17 protein-coding genes are annotated in these 22,082 nt (G+C 63.6%); 7 read left to right on the top strand and 10 right to left on the bottom strand.

The window, feature by feature from the left end:
• The first annotated feature begins 230 nt into the window (after positions 1-230).
• Entirely contained in the window at positions 231-1,673 is a 1,443-nt protein-coding gene (locus LNV07_RS05970) for a cyanophycinase (RefSeq protein WP_263570250.1), read from the top strand.
• Here the strand turns inward: LNV07_RS05970 and LNV07_RS05965 are convergent.
• Genes LNV07_RS05965 through LNV07_RS05950 form a run of 4 tightly spaced genes read right to left on the bottom strand, consistent with a single transcriptional unit; the run spans position 1,665 to position 5,941 of the window.
• Positions 1,665-2,213 (bottom strand): NADPH-dependent FMN reductase, encoded by a 549-nt coding sequence (locus tag LNV07_RS05965; protein WP_263570249.1) that lies wholly within the window; start codon positions 2,211-2,213, stop codon positions 1,665-1,667. The two genes, LNV07_RS05970 and LNV07_RS05965, sit on opposite strands and share 9 nt — an antisense overlap.
• A complete protein-coding gene (locus LNV07_RS05960; RefSeq protein ID WP_263570248.1) occupies positions 2,210-4,468 on the bottom strand; it encodes a xanthine dehydrogenase family protein molybdopterin-binding subunit in 2,259 nt (752 codons plus the stop codon). Before LNV07_RS05960 ends, LNV07_RS05965 begins: the two co-directional genes overlap by 4 nt.
• The gene (locus tag LNV07_RS05955) at positions 4,465-4,923 is read right to left on the bottom strand and encodes a (2Fe-2S)-binding protein (RefSeq protein ID WP_318013687.1); all 459 of its coding nucleotides are present in this window, start codon (positions 4,921-4,923) and stop codon (positions 4,465-4,467) included. Before LNV07_RS05955 ends, LNV07_RS05960 begins: the two co-directional genes overlap by 4 nt.
• A gap of 31 nt (positions 4,924-4,954) precedes the next feature.
• Positions 4,955-5,941, bottom strand: a complete 987-nt coding sequence (locus LNV07_RS05950) for an MBL fold metallo-hydrolase (RefSeq protein WP_263570246.1) — start codon at positions 5,939-5,941, stop codon at positions 4,955-4,957.
• A 243-nt stretch (positions 5,942-6,184) separates the two neighbouring features.
• Between LNV07_RS05950 and LNV07_RS05945 the strand changes: the two genes are divergently transcribed.
• Together LNV07_RS05945 and pbpC are read left to right on the top strand one after the other, a co-directional pair.
• The gene (locus tag LNV07_RS05945) at positions 6,185-12,082 is read left to right on the top strand and encodes an alpha-2-macroglobulin family protein (protein ID WP_263570245.1); all 5,898 of its coding nucleotides are present in this window, start codon (positions 6,185-6,187) and stop codon (positions 12,080-12,082) included.
• Complete coding sequence (gene pbpC / locus LNV07_RS05940) at positions 12,079-14,214, top strand: penicillin-binding protein 1C (RefSeq protein ID WP_263570244.1); 2,136 nt, start codon at positions 12,079-12,081, stop codon at positions 14,212-14,214. Before LNV07_RS05945 ends, pbpC begins: the two co-directional genes overlap by 4 nt.
• On the opposite strand, the gene ydiK is transcribed toward pbpC, so the two are convergent.
• Together ydiK and LNV07_RS05930 are read right to left on the bottom strand one after the other, a co-directional pair.
• On the bottom strand, positions 14,195-15,274 hold the full coding sequence (gene ydiK, locus LNV07_RS05935) for an AI-2E family transporter YdiK (RefSeq protein ID WP_263570243.1): 1,080 nt from the start codon (positions 15,272-15,274) through the stop codon (positions 14,195-14,197). The two genes, pbpC and ydiK, sit on opposite strands and share 20 nt — an antisense overlap.
• Before the next feature lie 60 nt (positions 15,275-15,334).
• On the bottom strand, positions 15,335-16,072 hold the full coding sequence (locus LNV07_RS05930) for a substrate-binding periplasmic protein (RefSeq protein ID WP_263570242.1): 738 nt from the start codon (positions 16,070-16,072) through the stop codon (positions 15,335-15,337).
• Positions 16,073-16,170: 98 nt separating this feature from the next.
• Between LNV07_RS05930 and LNV07_RS05925 the strand changes: the two genes are divergently transcribed.
• The 4 genes from LNV07_RS05925 (at position 16,171) to LNV07_RS05910 (ending at position 18,255) form a co-directional block, all read left to right on the top strand.
• On the top strand, positions 16,171-16,665 hold the full coding sequence (locus LNV07_RS05925; protein WP_263570241.1) for an aminoacyl-tRNA deacylase: 495 nt from the start codon (positions 16,171-16,173) through the stop codon (positions 16,663-16,665).
• A 75-nt stretch (positions 16,666-16,740) separates the two neighbouring features.
• Positions 16,741-17,457: a glycerol-3-phosphate 1-O-acyltransferase PlsY gene (gene plsY, locus LNV07_RS05920; RefSeq protein ID WP_263570240.1), complete on the top strand. Its 717-nt coding sequence runs from the start codon at positions 16,741-16,743 to the stop codon at positions 17,455-17,457.
• Position 17,458: 1 nt separating this feature from the next.
• Entirely contained in the window at positions 17,459-17,806 is a 348-nt protein-coding gene (locus LNV07_RS05915) for a RidA family protein (protein ID WP_263570239.1), read from the top strand.
• A 32-nt stretch (positions 17,807-17,838) separates the two neighbouring features.
• Positions 17,839-18,255: a glutaredoxin family protein gene (locus tag LNV07_RS05910; RefSeq protein WP_263570238.1), complete on the top strand. Its 417-nt coding sequence runs from the start codon at positions 17,839-17,841 to the stop codon at positions 18,253-18,255.
• 129 nt (positions 18,256-18,384) lie between these two features.
• On the opposite strand, the gene LNV07_RS05905 is transcribed toward LNV07_RS05910, so the two are convergent.
• From LNV07_RS05905 to LNV07_RS05890, 4 genes are all read right to left on the bottom strand, one after another.
• Positions 18,385-18,666 (bottom strand): energy transducer TonB, encoded by a 282-nt coding sequence (locus LNV07_RS05905; protein ID WP_263570237.1) that lies wholly within the window; start codon positions 18,664-18,666, stop codon positions 18,385-18,387.
• Between the two features lie 106 nt (positions 18,667-18,772).
• On the bottom strand, positions 18,773-20,320 hold the full coding sequence (locus LNV07_RS05900; RefSeq protein WP_263570236.1) for a methyl-accepting chemotaxis protein: 1,548 nt from the start codon (positions 20,318-20,320) through the stop codon (positions 18,773-18,775).
• A 115-nt stretch (positions 20,321-20,435) separates the two neighbouring features.
• Positions 20,436-21,068, bottom strand: a complete 633-nt coding sequence (locus tag LNV07_RS05895; RefSeq protein WP_263570235.1) for an L-threonylcarbamoyladenylate synthase — start codon at positions 21,066-21,068, stop codon at positions 20,436-20,438.
• A 36-nt stretch (positions 21,069-21,104) separates the two neighbouring features.
• Positions 21,105-21,995 carry a 3',5'-nucleoside bisphosphate phosphatase gene (locus LNV07_RS05890; protein ID WP_263570234.1) on the bottom strand — a complete coding sequence of 297 codons (891 nt, stop codon included), beginning with the start codon at positions 21,993-21,995 and terminating at the stop codon, positions 21,105-21,107.
• Positions 21,996-22,082 lie beyond the last annotated feature (87 nt).

Raw genomic sequence — 22,082 nt, 5'->3', positions numbered from 1 at the left:
AGCCTTGATGCAATCGCCCGAGTCTAGGAAGGTGGACCTTTGTGCTTTGCTGGGGTTTACTCGCGGAGTCGTATGCGCGCAACGCCGGCATTAGGATCGAAATCGCCGAGGGGCAAGGCTTCGCCTGGAAGTTTTGGCTGGAAATATGACAGGTCGCACCTGTGGGGGAGGGCGCAAATTTCGCCGCTGGGCTACATTGATAGGACTTTCGCAAATCCGTCGCCGACCCCATGACCATCAGATCCAGTTTCCGCTCCCGCGCTCATTCGTTTGGGTCCAGTTTGTTGGCCTTGTTGTTGCTTGCCGCGTCGCTGGGCTTGGCCGAACAGGCATCGGCGCAGGCGGTGCGCGGAGCGCCTGCGGCTTCGGCCCGCGCGGCTTCGGCCAATGCCGCAGCCACGGCCTTGCCGAGCGCGCCGCTGGCGCAAGCCGCCGCAGCCAAGGCGGAGCCGCTGATCAAGGGCTACGCGATCCCGATCGGCGGGGCTCTGAAGTCCGACAACGAAGAGGTCTGGGGCCGCATCGTCGCCTTGGCCGGCGGCAAGGGCGCGCGCTTTGTCGTCTTCGGCACCGCGTCGGAAGACCCGGAGGCCAGCGCCAAGCAAGCGATCGAGATGCTGCATCGGCGCGGCGCGGTGGCGGAGGCCTTGCCGGTGGCGCCCAAGTTTGGCTGGGTTGACTTGAACAAGGTGGTGCGCGATCCGGCCCTGATCAACAAGGTCAAGGGCGCGCGCGGGGTGTTCTTCACCGGCGGCTCGCAAGAGCGCATTGTCGATGTCTTGATGCCCGGCGGCCATCCGACGCCGATGCTTGAAGCGATCTGGGAGGTCTACCGCAAGGGCGGCGTCGTCGCCGGCACCAGCGCGGGAGCGGCCATCATGAGCACGGTGATGTTCCGGGATGCGCCCAGCGTCATCAACATCATGAAGGGCAAATGGGTCGAGGGCAAACAGATCGACCGCGGCCTGGGCTTTGTCGGCCCGGACCTGTTTGTCGACCAGCATTTTCTGAAGCGTGGCCGCTTCGGCCGCATGATCCCCTTGATGATGGCCAAGGGCTACAAGCTCGGCCTGGGAGTGGACGAGAACTCGGCCGCCATCATCCATGGCGATGACATCGAGGTGATTGGCGGCAAGGGCGCGATGTTGGTTGATTTGAGTGATGTGAAGACCGACCCAACCCTGGGCGCCTTCAACCTGACCAATGCGCGGCTGAACTACCTCGACCATGGCGATCACTACAGCATGAAGACCCGCGCGACCACGCCGTCCGCCATCAAGCTGCGCGGCGACAAGCTCGACCCCGCTGCCGCCGACTACAAACCCTATTACACCGAGCCGCTGTTCCACCTCGATATGCTGGGCGACACCACGATCTCCAATTCGATGAACTACCTGATCGACAGCCCGCTCAGCGAGGTGCGCGGCCTGACCTTTGATGCGGGCGCCCGAGCCGACGATCCGGTCGCGGATCTGGGCTTCTTGTTCCGCGTCTACAAGGGCAAGGGCAGCTATGCCTGGAGCACCGACGAAAACGGGCCGGAGGAGTACACGGTGATCAATCTCTACCTTGATATCACACCGGTACGGATGCCACAGCCGATCTACAGTGCTTGGCCCGGTCCGGGGCGCACTGCTCCGGTCGAGCCGGCACGGGGCGAGGTCTCAAAGTAGGCTTGCAGCCGCCTGCTCGCAGAGCCTGGCCTTGAGCTTGAGCAGTGCCTGCTGCATGGCCAAAGGGTCGGGGTTGCTCGGCAGCAAGCCGTCGCGACCTTGGATCAGCAGGCACAGCTCCGCCTCGCGGACCAGATCGGCCGTCATCACGCTGAGCGTTTCGCGCAGCGCCGCCAGAGCGATCGAGGCGCGCGGCGAGGCATTCCAAAGCACGACCGGTTTGCCCACGAAGACACCGTTAGCGACCATCCAATCGAGCGCGTTCTTCATCACGCCGCTGACGCCGTGAGCGTATTCGGGGCTGGCGATCAAGACCGCGTCGGCGCCGGCAATCGCCAAGCGCAGGCGCGCCACCGAGGCAGGCTCGACGCAGCCGGGCGCCTCCAGGTCCGGGTTGAACAGGGGGAAATCGCCGAGGCCGTCGAAAATGTCAATCTTCATGCCGACGGGCGCACATTCGGCCGCCATGGCCAGCATCAATCGGTTCATCGAAGCCGCGCGCAGGCTGCCGGCCAGGGCCAAAACCTGCAGTGCTCTCACAGCACCCTTTCCCAGCCGGCACGGTTCAGCGGCAATCGCGTGATCGGCTCGCCGGTGGCGGCAAACAAGGCGTTAGCGATGGCGGGTCCGATCGAGGCCGGGCCTTCTTCGCCGACACCGCGTGGGCGTTCGCCATTGCCCAGCACCAGCACATCGAGCGGCGGTGTGCCGGCCATATCGACGAGCGGATAGCTGTTGAAATTGCTCTGCTGTACCTGGCCATCCTTCAAGGTGATCTCGCCGGCCAGGGCGGCCGAGAGGCCGAACAAGGTTCCGCCCATCATCTGCGTCTCGACCGCCAGCGGGTTGATCATCACGCCGACATCGACGCCGGCATAGATCTTCTCGATCTTGAAGCGGCCCTTGCCTTGCAGCGAGATGTGCACGATGTGGGCGCTGCGGGCCGAGTTGCCCGCGCTCATGGCGAGGCCGCGGAAATGCCCGGCCGGCAGCGGCTTGCCCCAGCCGGCCCGCTCGGCCAGCGCGCTCAAGAGCTTCTGCGTTTGCGGCTTCTTGCTCAGCAGCTTCAAACGATAGGCAAGCGGTTCGATGCCGGCCAGCGCGGCCGCCCGGTCCACCGTGCATTCATAGAAAAAGCCGTTTTGCGAGGCGCCAACCGAACGCCAATAACCGCAAGGCACGCCGGCGTCCACATTTGTCCATTTGACCTGCAGCGGTCCCACCTCGTAGTCGTGCTGGGCCAGGCCCATGATGGCGCTCCAGTCCAGATCGGGGCTCGGTGAGCCATTGCTCAGGTCGCTATAGCGCAAGAGGGATGGGTTGGCCGTATCGACGCGCAGCGCCACCGGCATGCCGTCAGCGCCTAGCGACATGCGCCAGCGCGCCGCCACCGCCGGCCGGTAGCCGCCGGCCTGCATATCGGTTTCGCGTGACCAGATCATCTGCACCGGCTTGCCATGACCCACCGCCTTGGCGATCAGGGCGGCCTCGACCGCAAAGCCATTCTCCAGCCGACGCCCGAAACCGCCACCGATCAGCTGCGGGTGGACGGTGACTTGCTCGGGTTTTAGTCCCAGCGCCTTGGCGACGCTGTGCTGGGTGTCTTGTGCGCTTTGGGTCGACAACCAGAGCGTCGCGCCGCCAACGCCACCAACGCCACCAACGCCGACCTCGGCCACCGCGTTCATCGGCTCCATGGTGGCATGGGCCAGAAAGGGCACTTCGTAGATGATGTCCAACTGATGTTTGGCCGTTGCCGCGGCTGCATCGGCCGCCGCGTCGTCAATGCGGGGGTCATCCAGCTTGTCAAAGGGCACACCCTGGCCCAGCATCGCTGCGGCGCGCATCTCGGAGCGCAGCGCTTCGGAGTCGGTGCGCCCATGCGGCCCTTCGGACCATTTGGGCTTCAACGCCTGCAAGCCTTTTTGTGCCGACCAATAGCTGTTCGCCACGACGGCCAAGGCCCCCGGCAGTTTGACGACCTTGCGCACGCCCGCCACCGCCTTGGCCGGGCGCTCATCCACGCTGATCAACGCGGCGCCAAAGCGCGGCGCATGCAGCACCGTCGCCACCAGCATGCCGGGGCGGCGTACGTCGATACCGAAGATGGCCGAACCGTCGGTCTTGGCGGGGATGTCCAGACGCGGGAGGCTGCGGCCCATCTGCTGCCAATTCGCGCGCGGTTTGCGTTTGATGTTGGCGCCAGCGCTCAGCTGCGCCGCCTCGGCCAGCAGTTGCGCATAGGGCAGGCGCGTGAGGTCATCCGGGTGCAAGACCTGACCCTGTTCGGTGCGGCATGCATCCGCCGCCACGGCCCAGCGCTGCGCTGCGGCCTGCATCAGCAAGGCCCGCGCCGCTGCGCAAACCTCGCCCATCTCCCGATAGCTCAGGCCCAGGCCGAGGCTGCCAAAAGAGGCGTAGTTTTTGAGACGCGGGCTGGCGTAGCGGGGCTGCACCGGGGCTTGTTCGATGCCGATCGAACCGAGCGGCAGGTCCAATTCGTCGGCGGCGATTTGTGCCACACCGGTATGCGTGCCCTGGCCCATTTCGACCACATAGCTGAGCAAGGTCAGGCGGCCATCGGGGCTGAAGCGCAACCAGGGCGCAAAGCCGGGGCCGCTGTGAAGTGGTGGCGGGGCGGGGGGGGGCGGCGGGGCGGGTGGGCTCGCTGTTTGCGCTTCGGCCGCCGGTACGGCCACGGCCAGCGTCCAGACGCCGAGGGCGAAACTGGAGCGCAGAAAGTCGCGCCTCGGCTCATTTTCGAGCGGGTGGTTTTGGGAGTTGTTCGCCATCATGCTTTTGCTCCCAGCGCGGCCGCAGCCGAATGGATCGCCGCGCGCACGCGGGGGTAGGTGCCGCAGCGGCATAGATTGGTGATGGCCGCGTCGATCTGTGCGTCGCTGGGATTAGGGTGCTCGGCCAACAGCGCGGCGGCGGCCATCAACATGCCCGACTGGCAGTAGCCGCACTGCGGCACCTGACCGGCGATCCAGGCCTGCTGCAACGCATGGCTGCGCTCTTTGGACAAGCCCTCGATGGTGGTGATGTGCTTGCCGGCCACGGCCTGCGCCGGCATCACGCAGCTGCGCAGCGCCGCCCCTTCGACATGCACGGTGCAGGCGCCGCATTGGGCCGCGCCGCAGCCAAACTTGGTGCCGGTCAGGCCCAGATCCTCGCGCAGAACCCAGAGCAGCGGCTTGTCGGCCTCGGCCTCGACCCGGTGCAGCCGGCCGTTGACGTTCAAATTAATTTTCATGGTGAAGCCGTGTTCGATGAAGCGTTCAAGGCTGGCTGCTGTGGATCAGCGGCAGCCATTGGTAGGAATTGCCGTCGGCGCGCAAACGCCCGAGGCCGGGAAAAGAAATATGCGCGGCACCTATCAGATAGCCCTGCGCCGCTGCTTCTGCATAGGCGCGCTGGCGGACCAGCAAGATCGCGTCGGCATCATGCTCAAGGTCCAGCCGCAGATCGGGGCGCGCAAATTGCAGCACATCGCTCAGAATCAGGTCTCCCCAAAGCATCAGCTTTTGCCCCTTGCTTTCGATCGCGAAGAAGCTGTGACCGGCGGTATGGCCATGCGCCGCGACTGCTCTGACGCCGGACAGCAGTTCGGCTTGGGCAGTATCCGCGGCGAAGGGCTTGAATCGACCGGCGTCCACATAGGGTTTGAGCCGCGCCACCACCAGCTTGGCCTGGGCGTCGCCGGCTTCGGCCCGCTTTTGCCAAGCCGGCAACTCTTCGACATCGGCGCGCACAAGGGCGTTGGGGAAGAGCGGCTTGCCGTCAAGCAGCAAGCCACCGACATGGTCGGGATGCATATGGGTGAGCAGTACTTCGTCGACCTGCTCGGGCTCGTAGCCGGCGGCGCGCAGATTGCCGAGCAGGCGTCCCATGGCCCAGTCTTTTTGCTTGGAGACCCCCATGCCCGCATCCACCAAGACCAGCTTGGCGCCGGTATTGATCAAATAGGCGTTGGTGGCGAAATGACTGGGCAGCTTGAAGTGGTTGCGTTCCAAGATCAAGTCGCGGTCCTCAGGGCTGAGGTTGGTGGCGAAATCGACATCGGGCAGCGGCGAAGTGCCGTCGGTCAGGGCGGTTATTTCGAAGTCGCCCAGCATGTGGGTGTAAAAGCCCGGCGCGGCCGTCTTGCGCTGCGGCGCTGCGGCCAGAGCGGGCAGCATCAGCATCAGCATCAGCATCAGCATGGCCATGCCGGCCGCCAGCTTGGTGCCCAAATTGGGTCTTTGAATGGGGGTGAACTTAGACATGACGGAACCGGATAAATGCCGGTAGAAACATGCAAAAGGGCATATTAAATTGTTCGAACCTGTTCCCGGGTGTCTATGCGATGAACGACGGATTGGCTGGGGGCATCGAAGGTCTGCACCCGATAGGCGCAATTCTTGACATGTCTTGCCGGCGAGCCGTTGATAAGAGCTCGCATTGTTTTTTTGCCGCTGGCCCACTTGGCACTAGACTCGCCGCTGCACAGGAATGGCCTGGGAGGGCAGATGATGCGCTGGAATGGAAAATTTTCTGCGGTGGCGGCCTTGCTCAAGGGCTTGGGTCTCTGGTTGCTGGCCATCACTTGCGCTCACGCCACCACGGTAACGGTCAGCCCGAGCGGCGAAGTGGCCGAAGTCAGGCAAATCAGACTGGGCTTTTCCGAGGCGGTGGTGGCCGCCGGTGACCCGCGCTTGCCGGCGCCGGCCAGCTTGCATTGCAGCGACGCCGCGGGTGTCGTCAAGCCGAGCGGGAGCGCGCGTTGGTCGACTGCGCGTGAATGGTTGTTCGACTTGAATGAGCCCTTGGCAGCCGGCCTCAAGTGCCAGATCTTGCTGAAGGACGACTTCAAACCGATAGCCAGCGCCATCACCGGCCCGCGTGAATTTGCCTTTGGCACTGGCGCAGCGATCGTTCTTCAGACCTGGCCCTGGTCGGGCAGCCAGATTGAAGAGGATCAGCATTTCTTGTTGAAGCTGAACGGTGGCTTGAGCGCAGCGGAAGTCGCCAAACGCGCTTGGTGCGAAGTCGAGGGTCTGGGTGAGCGCTTGCCGGCGCTGATAGCGGACGACGCCGCGCGAGCAGCTGTCATGAAGTCGCAGCGGATCGTCAAGAACATCGAACGGCATTGGCTGCTGCACTGCCAACGGCCGCTGCCGGCCGGAGCCAAACTGAATCTGGTTTGGAGCCATGGCAAGGCGGGCGCAACCCAGCGCTATCAGTACCAGGTGCGCCGCCCCTTCACGGCGGATTTTTCTTGCGAGCGTGAGCGTGCCAATGCGCCTTGCATCCCGGTGCGGCCGCTGCGCCTGCTGTTCAGCGAACCGGTGCCGCGCGAGTTGGCGCTGCAGGTGCGGCTCAAGCCGGCAAGCGGTGCATTGCTGGCGCCCAAGTTGGCAGCGGATGACAAGGCGCCCGAGCTGAGCGAGTTGAGTTTCCCCGCGCCCTTGGCCGAGAACGCGCAGTTCACGCTCTCGTTGCCGGCCGGTCTGAAGGATGCCAGCGGCCGCGTGTTGAGCAACGCGGCGAGCTTCCCCTTGAAGCTGGCCACCGGAGCCGCGCCGCCTTTGGCCAAGTTTGCCGCCGCGCCGTTTGGCGTGATCGAGCGCGACGCCGACGGCCCTGCCTTGCTGCCGATCACGATGCGCCATGTGCAGGCCGATTGGGCGGGCGCCGACAAAAATGCCGGCAAGTCGCCGGGTGAAATCCGCGTCAAACGCCTGCAGACCGACGCCGAGGTGCTGGCCTGGTACGCCAAACTAAAGCGTTACCACGAGGCCACCATGACGGCGCGCGAGCTGGGCCTGCCGCCCGCGCTGTGGGAGGAGACGGTCAAGACGGTGGACGAAGCAGGCAAGCCACATAGTCAAACGAATACGCGCTATGTCCACACGCGCGAGGTTGAGTTGCTGCCGCGTGAGCCCGGCACGCAGGTCTTGGCGCTGCCGCCAACGCCGCTGGCCGCGGACGCGCAAGCGCGGCCCTTCGAGGTGATCGGTCTGCCCCTGGCCGAGCCCGGTTATCACGTGGTCGAGCTGAGTTCTGCCAAGCTTGGACGCTCCTTATTGGACAAGGAAGCAAAGATGTATGTGCGCACCGGCGTGCTGGTGAGCAATCTGGGAGTGCACTTCAAATGGGGGCGTGAGAACAGCGTTGTCTGGGTGACCACGCTGGACCGTGGCCGGCCGGTGCCGCAGGCGGATGTGGTCGTCAATGACTGCGCCGGCAAGCCGCTGTGGAGCGGGCGCACCGACAGCCAAGGCCTGGCGAAGGTTCCGCTGGCGCTGGTGCAGCCGGATTGGAATGACAGGCGCTGCGTGGCCGACCGGGGTTTCTTCATCACCGCGCGCAAGGCAGATGCCGATATCCAGAAGCCCGCCGACATGGCTTTCGTGTTCAGCAACTGGAACCGTGGCATCGAGAACTGGCGCTTCGGCCTGCCGACCTCCAATGGCCCCGAGCCCGATGCGCGCGCCCACACGGTCCTGGATCGCAGCCTGCTGCGCGCCGGCGAGACGGTGTCAATGAAGCATTTTTTCCGGCTCGAGACCGCTCAAGGATTGAGCCTGGCCAAGCCCGAGCAATTGCCCGACCGCGCCAAACTGACGCATCAAGGCACGGGGCAGCAGATCGAGCTGCCGCTGAGCTGGCCAACAGCACGCAGCAGCGGTTCGCAATGGCAGATTCCGGCTAACGCCAAACTGGGCAGTTACTTGATCAGCTTGGAGCGCGGCAAGAGCGGGTCAGAGCGCGGTCGCAGCTGGCCCAGCGGCGAGTTCAGGGTCGAGGAATTCCGCGTGCCCTTGATTGACGCGCGCCTGAGCGGCCCCAAGGCGCTGCCGGTGGCCCCGAGCGAGCTGCGCATGACGGCCCAAATGAACTATATGGCCGGCGGCGGGCTGGCGCAGGCGCCGCTCAAACTCAGCGCGATGTTGCGGCCGCGCGCCTTGAGCTTTGCCGGCTTCGAAGAATTCTCGTTTGAGCCGCCGCGTGAACGTGGCGCGAATGCGGCCGAGCCGAGCTATCAGGAACAAGACGAAAGCGAGGGCGAAGGGCGCCCGGTCCAACGCGACGGCAAATTGGTGATCGATAAGCTGGCCGGCTTGACCGACCGCAACGGCGCGGCCGAATTCTTGCTCAAACCGCTGCCCAAGATAGCGCGCGCCAGCGAGCTGCTGGCCGAGCTGAGCTATCAAGACCCGAACGGGGAGACCAAGACGGTGGCGCAACTGCTGCCGCTGTGGCCGTCCAAGGTGGTGCTGGGTATGCGCAGCAAGGGCTGGGTCAGTAATGCCGACGGCAAGCTGAGTTTCAGCGCGCTGGCGCTGGATACGGCGGGCAAACCGCTGGCCGGCCAGGCGATCGAGGTGAAGGCGCGTTTGAATCAATTGATCAGCACGCGCAAGCGCATGGTCGGCGGCTTTTATGCCTATGACAACCACAACGAGGTCAAGGAGCTCGGCGTGTTGTGCAGCGGTAAGAGTGACGACAAAGGCCTGTTGGCCTGCGAGGCCAAGCTGCAGGTGGCCGGCGAGGTGGAGTTGGTGGCGCAGGCCGCAGACGGAGAAGGCCGGCCGGTGCAGGCGGCCAGCAATGTTTGGCTGACCCGCCAGGGTGAGCTGTGGTTCGAGCAAGACAATGATGACCGCATCGATGTGCTGGCCGAGAAGAAACGCTATGAGCCGGGCGAAACGGCGCGGCTGCAGGTGCGCATGCCGTTCCGGGAAGCAACCGCGCTGGTGGCGGTGGAGCGCGAGGGCGTGATTGAAACCAAGGTCGTGACGCTGCGCGGCAGCGACCCCACCATTGAGTTAAAAATTGACAAGGCTTGGGCGCCTAACGTCTATGTCAGCGTGTTGGCGCTACGCGGGCGGGTGTTTGAAGTGCCCTGGTATTCCTTCTTCCGCTGGGGTTGGCGTGCGCCGGTGGATTGGTGGCGAGCCTGGCGCGAGGGCCGCGCTATGCCTGCACCCACGGCGATGGTGGATCTGGCCAAGCCGTCCTTCAAGCTCGGCGTGGCTGAGCTGCAAGTCGGCCTGGCCGAGCATCAGCTGCAAGTGAAGGTGACGACCGACAAGCCGCAGTACAACGTGCGCCAGACCGTGCAGACGCGCGTCAAGGTAAGCCAGAACGGCCGGCCGCTGGCCGATGCCGAAGTGGCGTTTGCGGCGGTCGATGAGGGCTTGCTGGCGCTGCGCGGCAATGCGTCTTGGGATTTGTTGCAAGCGCTGATTCAGCGCCGCGGCTGGGGCGTGGAGACGGCCACCGCGCAGAGTGAAATCATTGGCCGGCGCCATTACGGCCGCAAGGCGGTGGCGGCGGGCGGCGGCGGCGGGCGCGCGCCGACGCGCGAGTTGTTCGATACCTTGCTGCTGTGGCGGCCGGTGGTTAAGCTTGACGCGCAGGGCGAGGCGGTGATCGAAGTGCCTTTGAACGATTCACTGACGAGCTTCAGGCTGGTTGCGATTGCCGACGCGGGCGCGCAGAAATTCGGCAGCGGCCAAGCCTCGGTGCGGGTGACGCAGGATCTGCAATTGCTGTCCGGCCTGCCGCCCTTGGTGCGCGAGGGCGACCAGTTCCAGGGCGCGCTGACGCTGCGCAACAGCACGGCGCGCGAGATGAAGCTGAGGGTGACCTTGCAGGCCTCGGAGCGGGTCAAGAGCCTGCCAGCGCAAGACCTGACCCTGGCGGCAGGCGCGGCCCGCGAGCTGCTGTGGCAGATCCAAGTGCCTGAAGGCGAGGGCGAGCTGGAGTGGCAGGCTCAGGCGCAGGAAATTGGCGGCTCGGCGCGGGATCAGTTGAAGGTCAAGCAGCGGGTGTTGCCCGCCGTGCCCGTGCAAGTTTTGCAAGCCAGCCTGAGCCAGCTGGATGGCGCGATGAGCCAGGCCGTGGCGCCGCCGGTGGATGCTTGGCCGCCGATCGGCATCAAACGCGGCGGCGTCAACGTCTTGTTGCAGGCCCGTTTGGGCGGCGATCTGCCCGGCCCCAAACGTTTCTTCGAGCGCTACCCCTACAACTGCCTTGAGCAACAGACCTCGGTGGCGATCGGCCTGCATGACGCTGTGCGCTGGCAGGCGCTGATGAATCGCCTGCCCGGCTATCTGGACGGCGACGGGCTGGCCGGCTTCTTCCCGCCGACCGAGGCCGAGCGTGCCGGCGGCAGTGACAGGTTGACGGCCTATGTGCTGGCCGCCGCACATGAGGCCGGGCGCGAGCTGCCGGCCGCGTCAAGAGAGCGCATGCTGGACGGCCTGACTGCCTTTGTCGAGGGCCGCGTCTTGCGCAAGAGCTGGTCGCCTCGCAGCGCCCAGCTGGACGGCGAGGTGCGGCGTTTGGCGGCGTTGGAGGCCTTGTCGCGTTATGGGCGGGCCAGCCTGGCCGGCATGGGCACGGTCGATGGCCGCAACTTGTCGACCTGGCCGACGGCGGCGGTGATCGACTGGCTGAGCTTGCACCGGCGCAATCTCAAGGCGCCGCAGCGTGAGCAGCGCATCAATGAGGCGCAAGCGCTGTTGCGCAGCCGGCTCAACTACGCGGGCACAAGGCTCAGCTTCAGCAACGAAGATGAGGATGCCTGGTGGTGGCTGATGGACAGTGCTGACGGCAACGCGGCGCGTTTGCTGCTGGCCGCAATGGAAGATCCGAGCTGGAAGGACGAGCTGCCGCGATTGCTGCAAGGTCTGCTGGGCCGTCAAGTTAGGGGTGCCTGGGCGACCACGACGGCCAATCTCTGGGGCGTGTTGGCGCTGGATAAGTTCGCGGCACGCTTCGAGTCGGTCAAGCCGTCCGGTCAGACGCTGGCTTCGCTTGGCCAGCTCAAGCTGACGCAGGACTGGAGCAGCAAACCCGATGGGGCGGCCTTGCTGCTGCCCTGGAGCGAGGGGCAGTTGAATCTTCGGCAGCAAGGTGCGGGCAAGCCCTGGGTGACGATTCAGTCCTTGGCCGCCTTGCCTTTGAAGGAACCCTTGAGCGCCGGCTACCGGATCACGCGGGAGTTGCTGCCGGTTGAGCAAAAACTGGCCGGACGCTGGTCACGCGGCGACCTTGTGCGGGTACGCCTGAAGCTGGACGCGCAAGCCGATATGACTTGGGTGGTGCTGTCCGACCCGCTGCCGGCCGGCGCTGCGATCATGGGCTCGGGCCTGGGCGGCGATTCGAGCCTGGCCTTGCAGGCGTCTGGAAGCGGGCCGGCGTTGACCGGCCGGCGGCCCACTTATGAGGAGCGCAGCTTTGAAGCCTGGCGCGGCTACTTCGACTTCTTGCCGCGCGGCAAGCATCAGTTCGAGTACACCTTGCGGCTGAACAATGCCGGGCGCTTCTTACTGCCGGGCACGCGTGCCGAAGCGCTTTACGCGCCGGAGCAGTTCGGCGAATTGCCGCAGGGGGCGCTGGAGGTCGCACCTTGATCGGACGCTGGTTCGGCCTGTTGGCCCTGTGGGTTGGGCTAGGGCTAGGGCTGACCGGGCCGGCCTTGGCCCAGCCCAGCTTCGAGCAGTTGCGCAGCGCGCACCGGGTGTCGGACTTCACCTTGCTGGCGGCGAGCGGCGAGGCCCTGCAGACGCTGCGCCTGGATCACCAACGCCGCGCACTCGATTGGGTCGGGCTGGACGAGCTGTCGCCGGCCTTGTTGCAGGCCTTGTTGCTGGGCGAGGACAAGCGTTTTTACGAGCACAGCGGCGTTGACTGGAGCGCGGTGGCACGCAGTGCCTGGGGTAATTTGTGGAATACGCGCACCAGCGGTGCGTCCACCCTAACGATGCAATTGGCCGGCTTGATCGATGCGGGTTTGGCCCGCCCGGCGAGCGGGCGCAGCCTGCCTCAAAAGCTCGGCCAGGTCTGGCTGGCCGGGCGGCTGGAGCGTCAATGGAGCAAGGCGCAGATTGTTGAGGCCTACCTGAATAGCGTGCCTTTTCGCGGCGAACTGGTCGGCATCAATGCGCTTGCGCAGACGCTGTTCGGTAAATACCCGGTCGGCCTCAGCCCGGAAGAAGCGGCGCTGGCCGCCGCGATGCTGCGCGCGCCGAATGCTTCACCCGCGCTCTTGGCCCAGCGCGCCTGCGGCTTGCTGCGGCTGATGGGGCGTGCGCAGGCGCAGGGCTGCGCGGCACTCAAGGGCGACACCGAAGCCTTGCTGGCGCGCCGCCCGGCCAAGCCGCTGGGCGAGCAACTGGCGCCGCATTTCGCCCGCCAGGTCTTGCGCGCCGACGGCCCGGCCCGGCAACGCAGCAGCCTCGACGCGCGCCTGCAGCGCTATGCCATGACGCTGCTGAAACAGCAGCTCGCCGAGTTGTCGGGCCGCAATGTCGAGGACGGCGCGGTGTTGGTGCTGGACAACGCCAGCGGCCAGGTGCTGGCCTGGGTGGGCTCCAGTGGGGAGCTGTCGAGCGCGGCCCAGGTTGACGGGGTGCTGGCAAGGCGCCAGCCGGGTTCGACCCTGAAGCCCTTCATCTACCAACTGGCGCTGGAGAAGCGCTTGATCACGCCGGCCAGCCTGCTGGATGACTCCCCGGCGCAGATCAGCACGCCGGCGGGCCTGTATCTGCCGCAGAACTACGACCATGAGTTCAAGGGTTATGTGTCGGCCCGCAGTGCCTTGGGCAACAGCCTCAACGTGCCGGCGGTGCGCTTGACGGCGATGTTAGGTGCTGAAAGTCTGTTCGAGCGCTTCAATGCGCTGGGCCTGGCCTTGCCCGAGACCAGCGGCTTTTACGGCCTCTCGCTGGCGCTGGGTAGCTCCGATGTCAGCCTGCTGGCGCTGAGTAATGCCTATCGCTCAATGGCGAATGGAGGGCAGTTCACGCCGCTGCGTTTGAGCGAGCGAGGCGCTTCTGCGCCGCGCCGTGTCAGCACGGCGGCGGCCAGCTTCATCACCGCCGATATGCTGGCCGATAACAACGCGCGCGCCCGCACCTTCGGCTTCGACAGCGTGCTGGCCACGGCCGGCTTTGCGGCGGTCAAGACCGGCACCAGCAAAGACATGCGTGACAACTGGTGCCTGGGTTTCACGCAGCATTACACGATCGGTGTCTGGGTCGGCAATGCCAGCGGCGAGGCGATGCATGGGGTCAGCGGGGTCAGCGGCGCCGCGCCGATCTGGGCCAAGCTGGCTCACTATTTGCACCAGGGACAAGCCTCAAGGCCACCGCGGCCGCCGCCTGGCGTGTTGCAGCGGCAGCTTGTGTTCGAGGCGGAACGCGAGCCGGCGCGGCCGGAATGGTTCATCAAAGGCACCGAGCAAACGCAGATTCGGGCGACCGCCTTGATGCGCTCAAATGGCGGATCAGGTATCAGCAATCCGCTGGGCGGCAGCATCTACGCGCTCGACCCCGACATCCCGCCACAGGCCCAAATGATCCGCTTTGAGGGCCAGGCCGGCCAATGGGAGTTGGACGGTCGGGTGCTCGGAACGGGCAGCCACTGGTCTTGGGCGCCTTGGCCGGGCCAGCATCAATTGCGTTTGCTGGGCGCGCAGGGTCAGGTCTTGCAGCAACTGCGCTTTGAGGTGCGCGGTGCGGCGCTCAAGACCCTGAAGCGTTGATGTCCGCTGCAGGCCGGGCGTCACCAATCCAGGAGTCCAGCAAGGTGTAGGTCACCGCCAGCACGACAGGGCCGATAAAAAGGCCGACCAGGCCGAAGGCGAAAAGGCCGCCGATGACGCCGGCGAAGATCAAGAGCAGCGGCAGATCGGCCCCCTTTTTGATCAGCCAGGGGCGCAGGAAGTTGTCCATCGTGCCGACCACCATGGTCCAGAGCAAAAGCAGCGTGCCCCAGACGTTGTCGCCGCCCCAGTACAGCCAGGCAACCGCCGGCACCAGCACCGGCAACACACCAATCTGCGCCAGGCACAACATCAGCATCACGGCGGTCAGCAAACCGGCCACCGGCACACCGGCGACCCACAAACCCAGACCACCCAAGACCGATTGCACCAAGGCGGTCACGACAATGCCCATGGCCACGCCGCGAATCGCTTGGCCCGCCAAGGTCATCATTTCATCGCCTTGTTCACCGGCCAGTCGGCGGCCAAAGCCCCGCACCGTGCGAGCGGCGGTTTCGCCGTTGTTGTACAGAATGCCGGCGAGGGCGACAGTTAGCAAAAATTGCAATCCGATCAAGCCCAGGTTGCCGGCTTGCGCCGCGGTCCATTTGACCGAAACCCCGATATATGGTTTGGCCAGGGCCACCAAAGGAGCGATGCCGTCGACGGTAATACGGTGCCAGACAACGGTCAGGCTCTCACCAACGAGCGGCACCGAGGCCAGCCAATCCGGGGCTTGAGGCAGGTCGGCCACACTCAATGAGCTGATCAATGTGACCACCTGGTCGGCATGGGCGGCGACCGTCGTCAGTGCAATCGTCAGGGGCACAAACAAGACCAGCAGCAGCAGCAACACCATCACCAGCGAGGCCAGGCTTCGGCGCCCCCACAAACGGCGCTGCAAGGCGCGCATCATGGGCCAGGTCGCCACCACGATCATGGTGGCCCAGATCAGTGAACCGATGAAAGGCGACAGTATCCACAGCGAAGTGAACATCAACAGGGCGATGCTCAGCACGGTGAGCATGGTGCGGGTCAGTTCGGGCTTGGCTGTTGTCATGAAGGTTCAGGTCTTGATGATGGGGAATTTGCGCAGGCCCGATTCTGACGGCAAGCCGCTTTATTCTTTCAAATACTTGTCGTAGATCGCCTGGAACCGACCGCTGTCCTTGAGCTGTTTGAGGCCCAGATTGAAGTCATCGCGTACCTTGGGGTCACGAAAAATCGGGCGATAGTCCTGCGGGTTGACGGTCGTGAAGGGATGCTCTTGCACCGGCGCTACTTCAAAGCCATCTTTTTTCAGCTTCAAGGCAAAGTACTTGAAGATGTTGCGGTCGCTCAGCACCACGTCGTAGCGACCTTTCATCAAGGTCTTGACCTGCGCCTCTTGATCATTCAATTCGGTGTAATGCCTCGAACCCTGCAATTCGCTCAACCAATTCGGGTATCTTGCGGCCGCGCCCCGAAACGACACGACGCTCAGCCCTTGCAGGTTGGCAGGCCTCTTGAGGTGCAGTTGACGGCTTTGCAGGGTGATGAAAACATTGTCGTAAATGACCGCCGGCGCGCCGTAATGGCCGCCGACCGAGCCGAGATCTTGGCCCAGATCGGTCATGACGGCGTCGACGGTCTTGTCCTTGAATGACAGGGGAATTCGAGCAAACGGCACGTAGACGGGCTTGAGCACATGGCCTTTGTAGGCCAGCGCTTCCCCGATCACCTCCAGCTCTATGCCCGAATTCGTTTCGGGGAAGCAAAAGGGCGGAATTTTTTCGCCGAATGCCATTCGGACGTCGATCGCCCCGGCCACACCGGGCAATAGCAAGAAGGCAAAGCACGCAAAAGAATGAGCTTTCACGGTGAGGCACGCTGAAGCCGTGTGGCGTTGAAGTGGAACGATTGTGCACTAACGTTGAGTCCGGTGGCCCGTTGTTCGACTTGGGCGAAAATCATTCCATGGCCAAGAAAAACACCCATGTCAGCGAGACGCCGGCGACGCAATTTCTGCGGCAACACAAAATAGCTTTTGCCGAGCATGTTTACGATTACGTCGAGCGCGGGGGTACCGCAGAGTCGGCGCGTCAGCTCGGCGTGCTCGAGCATCAGGTGATCAAGACCCTGGTGATGCAGGATGAAAAAGCGCAGCCTTTGATCGTGTTGATGCATGGCGATGCGCAAGTCAGTTTGAAGGCCTTGGCGCGCCAAATCCCCTGTAAAAAGGTCGAACCCTGCAAGCCCGAGGTGGCGCAGCGGCATAGCGGCTATATGGTCGGAGGCACTTCGCCTTTCGGCTTGCGCAAGGCGATGCCGGTGTTTGTTGAGGCGACGATTTTGGCGCTGCCCAGCATCTGTATCAACGGCGGTCGGCGCGGTTTTTTGGTCGGCATCGACCCGAAAATCCTGCCCGATTTGCTGGGAGCGAGGGCGGTCAGCTGCGCCGGTGCAGACTAGGCGCATTGCGTGCTCGCCCGCAATGTCGGATGGATCGAGAAAAATTTAAGCGCAATGCGGCCACAATAGCGCCCCATGCAAGATCTACTTTTCCCCCTGCTGGCCGGCATCATCGGCTACCTCATCGGCTCGCTGTCCTTTGCCGTCATCATCAGTCGTTTGATGGGTCTGTCCGATCCGCGCAGTTATGGCTCGGGCAATCCCGGTGCTACCAATGTGCTGCGCTCGGGCAACAAGCTTGCCGCCGTGCTGACGCTGTTGTTCGATGCTTTGAAGGGTTATGTGGCGGTGCTGCTGGTCTTGCTCTTCGGCGCACGTTTCGGCCTGGGTGAAGGCAGCGCAGCCCTGGTGGGACTGACGGCCTTTCTCGGCCATCTGTGGCCGCTGTTCTTCCGCTTCAAGGGCGGCAAGGGCGTCGCCACGGCAGCCGGCGTGATCATGGCTTTGAACCCCTTATTGGGGGTGGCGACGCTGGCTACCTGGGCCATCATTGCCTACTTCTCGCGCTATTCCTCACTGGCGGCGCTGGTGTCCGCTGCCTTTGCGCCGGTCTATCAGATGATGATCTGGGGCAGCGGCCCTATCGTCGGCGTCTTGATCGTGATCGGCCTGCTCTTGGTTTGGCGGCACGCCGAAAATATCAAGAAGCTGCTGAAGGGGACCGAGAGTCGATTGGGTCAGAAGGCTGGCAGCGCCGTGCCACCGCCCGATAGCAGCAAGAAACACCCCCATGGCCTTGGTCCGCAAGCTCATGGCCATTCGCATAAACATCCGAAGAAAAAAGGTAATTGAAATGAGTATCGAGAGATTCGACGTCGGCGCCCGTATGTCCGAGATGGCGGTTTGCAATGGCGTGGTTTATCTGGCCGGCCAGGTGCCGGAAGATGCAAGCCAAGACATCACCGGGCAGACGGCGCAGGTTTTGGCGGCGATTGATGCCTTGCTGGCGCGCGCCGGCAGCGATAAGACCAAGATCTTGCGCGCCCAGATCTTTATTGCCGACCTAGCCGACTTCCCCGGCATGAACGCGGCTTGGGACGCCTGGGTCGTGGCCGGCCACACGCCGCCGCGCGCTACCGTTGAGGCCAAACTGGCCCGGCCCGAGTGGAAGGTTGAGATCGTCGTGACCGCAGCGGTCTGAACTCAGTCCGCTAGCGCCCGCTCAGGTTTCCCATGGCCGCGCCCGAGACAAGCGCAGCTATTGCGCTGACCAGCCAGGAGCGCTACTGGCGCAAGCTGCGCGAATTCGGTCCCTTGCTGCTGCTTGTCTTGTTGATGTGGGGGGGGTCTCAAGTGGCCCAGCATTGGCAAACCCGCGGCCAGGCGGAAAAGTTGCGGTCGACGGTGCGGCCCGGCGACATCGTCATGCTGTCCAGCAGCAACTGTGTGTTTTGCCTGCGCGCACGCACTTGGCTGGATGCCGAGAAGATTGCCTACAGCGAGTGCTTTATCGAAACCGATGCTGATTGCGCGGCGTTGTACCGCGCCCAGATGGCGCCGGGCACGCCGACCTTCTTGGTCAAAGGGCAGCGCGTCGTGGGCTTCGACAAGCAGCGTCTTATCGACATCTTGACTGCCGGCGGAAGCTGACAAGCGGCTGATCATTCGCCGGCCAAGCAAAGCCTCCCGGCTTCGCCAGTGCGAGTTCAACTTGTGCGCGTGTATCGCGCCCAATCCTTCGTCAGCCTGACAAACCCTTCCGGGTTTGTCAGCGCAGACTCAGTCCTCGCTATTGAACACGAGTTTGAGCTCGTGGGTCTGCTTTTCGCCATTGCCCTCGAAGCGCCATTCCATCAGCGCTTCGATCACGGCCTTGTCAAACAGCTTCGGCGGGGCCGCTTCCAAAATAACAACCTCGGTCACCTTGCCATCGGGTCCGATGAGCAATTGCGCCTTCACTGAACCCGACGTAACGCCCTTCTTGGTCGCAGCCGAAGGGAATTCGGGCGGCACTTTTTTCAATACCTTGGGCGCGGCCACGGCGCTGGTGGCGATCAGCAATGCACTCAGCAGGCCAAGGCCCACACGAGACCATTGAGTCAGGGAGGAGTTGAATTTTCTCATTGCTTTCCTTGCGTTGCCGTAATCGATTATGAAGGCTGACGCCCTAGTGAACCCGAAAGAATCCGACCGCGTCCAGCAAACGGGAACTGCTGCTGGTCAGGGCCTCGGTGGATTTGCTCAGAGCACTGACCAAGCTGGCATTTTGCTGGGTGCTGCGATCCAACTCGTTCATGGAGTTGTTCACCACGCCGACGCCGGTCGCCTGCTCTTGCGCCGAGTGCGATATTTCCTCAATCAACTGACCCATGTCATTGACCTCATTGACGACGCTGCTGATCGTGACCCCGGCATTGTTGACCAAGGCGGTGCCGGTTTCAACCTTGACGGTCGATTCTTGAATCAGCACCTTGATCTCCTTGGCGGCACCGGCGGCACGCGAGGCCAGGGCCCGCACTTCGGAGGCCACTACCGCGAAGCCGCGGCCATGCTCGCCCGCCCTTGCGGCCTCGACGGCGGCGTTCAGCGCCAGGATATTGGTCTGGAAAGCAATGCCGTCAATCACGCCGATGATGTCGCCAATCTTGTGCGAGCTGGCGCTGATTTCCTGCATGGTGGCCACCACTTGCGACACCACCTTGCCACCCGCGGAGGCCGAGTTGCGGGCCTTGGTGGCGATGCCTGCGGCCTTGCGCGTCAACTCGCTCGCACCGCTCAGGTTGGCGGCTATCTCCTCGACCGAGGCGGCCGTGGTTTGCAGGCTTGAAGCCGAGCGTGCCGTGCGGTCAGACAGATCGACGTTGCCACCGACAATTTGGCTGGTGCTCTCGGCTACATCATTGGCCGCAGCCCCAACGCTGCTGACGACACCGGCGAGCGCTTGCTGCATCGCCTGCATGGAGTCCAGCATCTGGCCCAATTCGTCCGAACCCGCCGCTTCAAACTCGTGGGTCAAGTCGCCGTTACGTATGGCTTCAGCGGCAGCTTGTGCCTGCTTGATCGGAGCCACGATGGAGCGCACGATGGCCAGGCCGCCGACGCTGCCGATGATGATCGCTGCGATCACCAATACCACCGTCACCAGCACCGAGCTGCGAGCGAGTTCGCCACCGGAGAGGGCCAGGTTGTTGGCGTTTTCAAATTGCAGGTCGACCAAGCCCTTGAGCCCTTCCTGGTAGCTTTGCTGGGCCGGGCGGACATCGGTGATCAGGCTTTCGCGCGCCTCGTCGGGGCTGCCGTCCACTTGCACCTTGCGGAATTTGGCCACCGAGGCAAAGAACTTGGCCTGTGCGTCCTTGAGTTGGTTGAGCAGCTCGGACTCACGCCCGGGGTCCGGGTTATTCAGCAAACCAGCGAGTTGCTTTTCGCTTTCCTGGAGGGCGCCGTCGATCAGCGTCTTTTGTTTCTTGATGGCTCCTGCTGAGTCCAGCAACAGCAAATCGCGTGAGGCTCTGGCAACGATGTTGACCTGACCCTCAAGCGCGTTCGCGCCAGCGATCTTGACCAAGCTTTGCTTGGCCGTCTGATCCAAATCCTTGGCCAGACGGTTGGCGCTATAGGCACCATAGCCACCGATGATAGTGAGCAGGACAATCAGCAAACCATAGCTCAATGCCAGGCGTTGACTGATTCGAAGCTTGCTAAGGAAGTTCATGAGAGCGCTTTCTTCCATGCCGCTGCAGGCGGCGTCACCGCTCCACCCCATGTGGATTGCAGTCAACCACAGATACTTCGGCCGCGCTCAAATCTTCTTGAGCGTTTTCCTTCGTTTAATCCGTGGCAAGACCAAGCGTAGCTGGATTGCCGCGTCCCAATCGAATGATTTGCGCTGCTTCACCGGTCAAATCGATCACCGTGGTGGGCTCAAACGGGCAGGCTCCGGCATCGACGATGACTTGCAGTAGTCGATCAAAGCGCTCGGAGATTTCGCGTGCGTCATTCATTGGCTCGGTTTCACCCGGGGCAATCAGCGTGGTGGCCAACAGCGGTTGGCCGAGCAGGGCCAGCAGATCCTGGGTCACTCGGTGCTCGGGCACACGCAATCCGATGGTGCGTCGCGAAGGGTGCGAGAGCCGTCGCGGCACTTCTTTGGTGGCTTCAAGAATGAAGGTGAAGGGGCCAGGTGTTGCCAGTTTGAGCAGACGATATTGGCTGTTATCGACGCGGGCATAACTTGCCAACTCGCTGAGATCTCGGCACAGAAGGGTCAGGTGATGCTTGTCGTCAATACCGCGGATACGCCGCAAGGACTCGGCCGCATTCTTGTCGTCAAGTCGGCAAACCAGCGCGTAGCTGGAGTCGGTCGGGATTGCCCCAATGCCGCCCGCGTTGATGATCTGCGCCGCCTGTTTCAGGAAGCGCTGCTGCGGGTTGTCGGGGTGGACTTCGAAATATTGGGCCATGCGGTAATTGTGTACCCGCCGCGGGCCAAATGGCGGTTACGGTGTGCTTGCCGGTGGCCAATGGATGCGCGTTTCCAACAATTGCCAGATCGGACTCAATCGGCCGGATAAGTCCTTCATCTGACCCAGGTCGGTACGACTTTCTTCGGGTGAATGAAAGTCCGAGCCGCGTGATGCCAGCAAGTTAAATTCAATCGCGGTCTCGGTGTACTTGGCCGCATCGGCGTCGCTGTGGCTCCCGGTCACGACCTCGACACCGCGCCCGCCATGGCCGATGAACTCGGTGATCAGCGCGTATTCCTCGGTGGGTGTGAAACTGTAACGGGCCGGGTGGGCAATCACCGCTTGGCCGCCGGCCTCGAGGATCCAGCGCATCGCATCACCGAGGCGGGCCCAGCGGTGCTCCACATAACCTGGCTTACCCTCGGTCAGGTAACGCCGAAACACCTCGGAGATGTCGCCGCAATGGCCTGCTTCGACTAAAAATCGCGCAAAGTGGGTGCGTGAAATCAGTTCCGGATTGCCGACATATTTCAGTGCGCCCTCGTAAGCGCCCTTGATGCCGACTTGAGCCAGACCCGCCGCCATGTCGCGGGCGCGTTGCTCGCGTCCACCTCGGGTCGCCCTCAGCCCGGCCACCAGCGCCTCATTGCGATGGTCAAAGCCGAGGCCGACGATGTGGACGACGCGGCCGGCAAAACTGACGGACACCTCGACCCCGGTCAGATAGGGCAGGCCCAGAGCCAGCGCGGCGTCCATCGCGCGCTGCTGGCCGCCGACCTCGTCATGGTCGGTCAATGCCCAAAGGCTGACGCCATTGGCCTTGGCCCGAGCCGCCAGCGCTTCGGGCTCCAGCGTACCGTCCGATACCTTGGAATGGCAATGCAGGTCGGCATTGCTGAGTTGATTCAGGGTGGCGTTTTTCACATCTCGATTTTAAGGCGCTGCGGGCTCGTCCGCTTGGCCTCAATTCGGGCAAGGCTCTGGTGCACGTGACACTCTTGCAAGTCCTCG

This window comes from Roseateles oligotrophus (genome assembly GCF_025717515.1).
Classification (GTDB): domain Bacteria; phylum Pseudomonadota; class Gammaproteobacteria; order Burkholderiales; family Burkholderiaceae_C; genus Paucibacter_A; species Paucibacter_A oligotrophus.
This window is presented reverse-complemented; position numbering and strand designations above follow the sequence as displayed.